The sequence below is a fragment of the Dialister sp. genome, assembly GCF_036343215.1.
Lineage (GTDB): Bacteria > Bacillota > Negativicutes > Veillonellales > Dialisteraceae > Dialister.
This window is the reverse complement of sequence record NZ_JAZASU010000122.1, coordinates 1-4457: the sequence shown is the minus strand read 5'-3', so window position 1 is coordinate 4457 and position 4457 is coordinate 1. Positions and strand designations below refer to the sequence as shown.

Below are 4457 nucleotides of genomic sequence, written 5' to 3'. Positions count from 1 at the left end.
CAGCCCCGTACCGTAGTAAAGAAATCCCATTAGTACGGTACGCATGAAACGTAAGAGTTATCTGATTCGCGTGCCAAATGCAGCCCCCTTTACCGCTTCGCGGAGTTTCCCCCGTTGGGGGACACGACGCATGGTATCGGTGGAGTCAATTACTAGAAACCTGGTTTTCGTTTATTTCCCGATTCTATTTCTTACAATCCTTTCAATATCCTGGCATACTCCATAAAAGTTCTCATGGACCTGAAGATTGGAATAGCGGATGACCATGTATCCTTTGCTCTGAAGAAAGGCTGTGCGTTTTTCATCATAGGCTTTCCCGTGATCGCTGAAGTGCTGGGAGCCGTCCAGTTCTATGACAAGTCTTACCAATGGACAATAAAAATCCACAATATAGGGTCTTATGATTTTCTGCCTGACAAACCGTATCCCCTGTCCCCTGCCCTTTGATAAATAATCACGCCATAACAATCGTTCTTCTTCCGTGGCATTTAATTTCAGCTGATATCTTAATGCCTTCAGACGCTGCATTTCCTCGTCATCATCCTGATTAGTCTCTAAATCTTCATCAATTTTTTCCTGCCTAATGATATCTGTAACTTCTGTATCAGCCATATTATTCGCCTCCTTTACGGGATCATCTATACAAAGTATAGCAGAAACCACATCAGTACGGTACGCATGAATCGATTGAGTTATTCCTCACGCGAACCATATGCAGCCCCCTTTTCCCTTCGGGAGTTTCCCCCGTTGGGGGACACGAGACGCATCGGTTATGCCCCCTTTCGAAAACCATCCCTGTGACAGCTGACTCTATCGGTCAGAAAGTGCTCCCCGCAGAGCCTCCCCGAAGTTCGGGGAGGTGTCGCCAAAGGCGACGGAGGGGCTGTACTATCGTACAAGTCGAAAATGAGACAAAATACTCATGCACCCCCAGGGAGCTCCCGCAGGGTGAAGGGGGCGTACGATCTTACGTGTCGGAAATAAGGATAAAGGCAGTCCCGTACCGTAAAAATGAAATCTCATCATTTACGGTACGCATGAAAAGTAAGAGTCACTCCGACGTGTACTATATGCAGCCCCCTTTTCCTCTTCGCGGAGTTTCCCCCGTTGGGGGACACGGGACGCATCGGTTATATCCCCTTTCGAAATCCATCTTCGTGACAGCTGACTCTATCCATCAGAAAGTGCTCCCCGCGTTAGGGGAGCTCCCGCAGGGTGAAGGGGCGTACGATCTTACGTATCGGAAATAAGGATAAAGGCAGTCCCGTAACGTAAAGAAAAAATCCCATCTGTACGGTACGCATGAAAAGAAAGAGTCATTTCGGCTTGTCCGATATGCGGCCCCCTTCACCCGCTTTGCGGGAGCTTCCCCCGTTGGGGGACGCGACGCATGGTATCAATTGAGTCAATAATACAGCCGCCTCCCCAATTCCTTCCAGCCAAAAAGCCTCCGGGTCCAAAAGGCCCGGGAGGCTTTTTTCTAAAAACTACCAGCAAAAACTAATTGCTAACGGCTGAATGCTGACGGCTATTTCTTGTTTTTCTTCCTGGCTTCGAGGATAGGCAGTCCGCCCAATCCCCAGTTGTCTGTATCTACTTCATCGATGATAACGACGGTGGAGGCGGGATTTTTATGGAGTACATCGACCAAAAGCTGGGTGGCGCCTTTGATGAGGGCTGCTTTCTGTTCTCTGGTGACGTTTCCTTCTTTTGTGATCTTGATATTGACGTAGGGCATGATGGTCTCCTTTCTCTGACAGGATATTAGAAGCTATATAAAAATGATTGATGAAAAGCTGAAAGAATATAGTTATCAGTTCTCAGTTATCAGTTATCAATTTTTACTCTGATAACTGCTGACTTTCTACATACAGTTTATGTAAAAGCAGGTTTCCTTTCGACCTCCGTGCTGTACCGCCGATATATTTCCAGATATTCTTTTTCCACTTCTATGAAGGGCCGCCAGGTATAGTCCGGGCGGATGTGGACCTTTGGTTCCCCGCCTTCGATGGGTTCGAGGAGGTTTTTCATATCGAACCAGAGGAAAGCTTTGTCTATTTCCTTGATGGTTTTCTTTTCTTCTTCATCCGGCGGGGCGGAGAGGAAGGCGGTATCGAGGATGTCCATGAGATGGTTTTCCGCTTCCCGATAGCGGGCCATGTCCTGTTTCAGGGGCGAGGGCACGTCGGAAAGATAGCATTCTCCCGCATCATGCAGGAGGGCGAGGAGGATGAGCCTTGGGGAAAGTCCCCGGGCCGCGGCTTCTCTGGCACACCAGATGCAGTGCTGGCCCACGGAAAGGAAGGTCTTTGTATGCCCGTTTCCGCGGCAGATATAGGACAGGGCATGGGCGATGTCTTCGATGCGGAAATCGGAAATTTCCGGCTGCAGGGGATCCACGTGGAGGCCTGTGTAGGTGGTGATGAAGCGCTTATTTCCCATTTCGGATGCGCTCCAGGAATTCGTGGGTAATAAATCCCGTGAGGCCCCAGATGGCATGGGTGCCATAGCGGTAAATCCAGGAATCATAGGTGGACCGTTTCCACCAGTCGCTGTAGGGGCGGGCCATGATTTCTTTCGGGAAATTTTCTCCCGGGCGGGTGGCTACTTCCACGGTGGCTTTTTCCGGTTCATGGGAAAGGAGCCATTGCAAAGGTACAGTAAAAAGCTCAGCTACTTCATTGACGCTTAAATCTTCCGGCCTTTCGGAAAGCCGCCCCACGAAAGGGTGCACCGTGACGCCGATGGGCGAAATCACATAGTCGAGGGGTCCCAGGATGGAAATCGATTCCCGCCGTACACCCAGTTCTTCCATGGTCTCCCGCACTGCGGTTTCCTCGAAATCTTCTTCCCCTTCCCTTCCGCCGCCGGGGAAGGAAATATCTCCCGGCTGCCATCGAAGTTTTGCGCTCCGCACTTCATAGAGCAGAGCTTCTCCTTCTGAAGTCTGCACGATCGGTACAAGGACAGCAGATTTCCTCGTATGAAGAAATTCCGCCGCCTTCACCGGCTGATTCACCCAGTTCATAGAATCCCCCCTTCTTTGTGTTTATTATAACATCTGTGAAATATGGGGGAAAACTTTATGTTTTGAGTTCTCAGTTCTTAGTGATCAGTTATCAGTGAAGGTGGCGCCCTGCGGGCGCAGTATTATAGACTATAATTATAATTCCATAAAATGGGCCGCTTCATGAATGGACGCGGCCCACCAACACTGCGAACTGAGAACTGCTAACTGATCACTTTCTAATTTCAGCCTTGAAAAAAATGGTAAAAGAGCCCCACACTTTCACTGAGAGCTAAGAACTGATAACTGATAACTTTTCCCCTTCATGTTACAATAAGGCAAAAGGAGCAAAATCATGAAGAAACTTCTATTCCTGCTGCTCATCCTCCTGCTTCCCATGGCAGGCTGCACGAAATACAATCTGAAACCGAAAGTCTGGCCCGTGGCCCATTACGAGGGCTGGGAAGAAGTACGGCCGAAAGACCTGCCCGCCTTTTCCCTGCCGCCGGACTATGAAATCAGCCATACCCTTCTTCCTGAAGAAGAAGAACAGCTTGGAAAAGCGGCCAGAGAAGAACATCCCCTCCTCGCAGCCAGGCCGAAAGACAAAGAAAATCATTCCGTCTTCCTCATGACCTGCGCCAAAGCCCCCATCACCCTCCCGGGCTGGGGAAAAGATCTGTCCCTGGCCAGATCCTTCCTGCCGAAACTGGACAAACGCCTCACCAAAGCCGCCACCAGATCCCTCCCCGACGGACGGATCCGCATGGTCATCCTCCAGAAACCGGCCGAACTCATTCAAATCAATCAGAGCTGGTGTGTCCATAAAAACTTCGTCACCCGTACCGAATACGCAAAAGCCATGGAAAATGACCTGTACCTCTATGCCCACTGGAATCAGATCTATGGCGTACTTGTAAGGAGAGAATACGGAAAAGACGACGGAGAACTCACGAAAATGATCGACACCGTCTACCCCGGGGAAATCGAAGTCAGGGGAAATAAGAAATAAATTCCATCTGTCATCCTTTTGATTTGAGCCATCGGGATGTATCGTGATTCGTGATTCGTGATTCGTGGTTCGTGAAGGCGGCGCTGCAGAATGGGAGGCAGCGCCTTTATTATTGGTCTGACCTCCCGCTTCGCGGTTTTGTCCGGGAGGCAGGGCCGACTGATGGTTCCATTCCCGGGCAGGACAAGCAGCCGGACAGGATGATGAATGTTTCCCTGCAATGGTGCGTGAAAAGCCCTTTCTGTACTTTCAAGCATCAATCTTCCCCCCTGCCCCTTCGGGGCATCCCCCCTTTCAAGGTAATGGCACACACTTAAGGATTTACTCCTAAAAACAGACAATTATATAACCCCATTTTAGCGTATCCAGCAGGATACGCTTTTTAATTTATTAATTTTAAATTTTAATGCGCGGAAAGCTTGACACAATGGAAAAAAT

5 protein-coding genes are annotated in these 4457 nt (G+C 49.5%); 1 reads left to right on the top strand and 4 read right to left on the bottom strand.

Annotated elements, in window-relative coordinates; genetic code table 11:
• Positions 1 to 171: 171 nt before the first annotated feature.
• The 4 genes from VZT47_RS09460 to VZT47_RS09445 all read right to left on the bottom strand — a co-directional run bounded on the left by VZT47_RS09460 (position 172) and on the right by VZT47_RS09445 (position 3028).
• On the bottom strand, positions 172 to 612 hold the full coding sequence (locus VZT47_RS09460; RefSeq protein WP_330224719.1) for an endonuclease domain-containing protein: 441 nt from the start codon (positions 610 to 612) through the stop codon (positions 172 to 174).
• A 916-nt stretch (positions 613 to 1528) separates the two neighbouring features.
• Positions 1529 to 1738, bottom strand: a complete 210-nt coding sequence (locus VZT47_RS09455) for a tautomerase family protein (RefSeq protein ID WP_330224718.1) — start codon at positions 1736 to 1738, stop codon at positions 1529 to 1531.
• 137 nt (positions 1739 to 1875) lie between these two features.
• Positions 1876 to 2442 carry a hypothetical protein gene (locus VZT47_RS09450; protein WP_330224717.1) on the bottom strand — a complete coding sequence of 189 codons (567 nt, stop codon included), beginning with the start codon at positions 2440 to 2442 and terminating at the stop codon, positions 1876 to 1878.
• Positions 2432 to 3028 (bottom strand): NUDIX hydrolase, encoded by a 597-nt coding sequence (locus VZT47_RS09445; RefSeq protein WP_330224716.1) that lies wholly within the window; start codon positions 3026 to 3028, stop codon positions 2432 to 2434. Before VZT47_RS09445 ends, VZT47_RS09450 begins: the two co-directional genes overlap by 11 nt.
• 334 nt (positions 3029 to 3362) lie before the next feature.
• Here VZT47_RS09445 and VZT47_RS09440 point away from each other — a divergent pair, with 334 nt between their 5' ends.
• A complete protein-coding gene (locus VZT47_RS09440) occupies positions 3363 to 4019 on the top strand; it encodes a hypothetical protein (RefSeq protein WP_330224715.1) in 657 nt (218 codons plus the stop codon).
• Positions 4020 to 4457 lie beyond the last annotated feature (438 nt).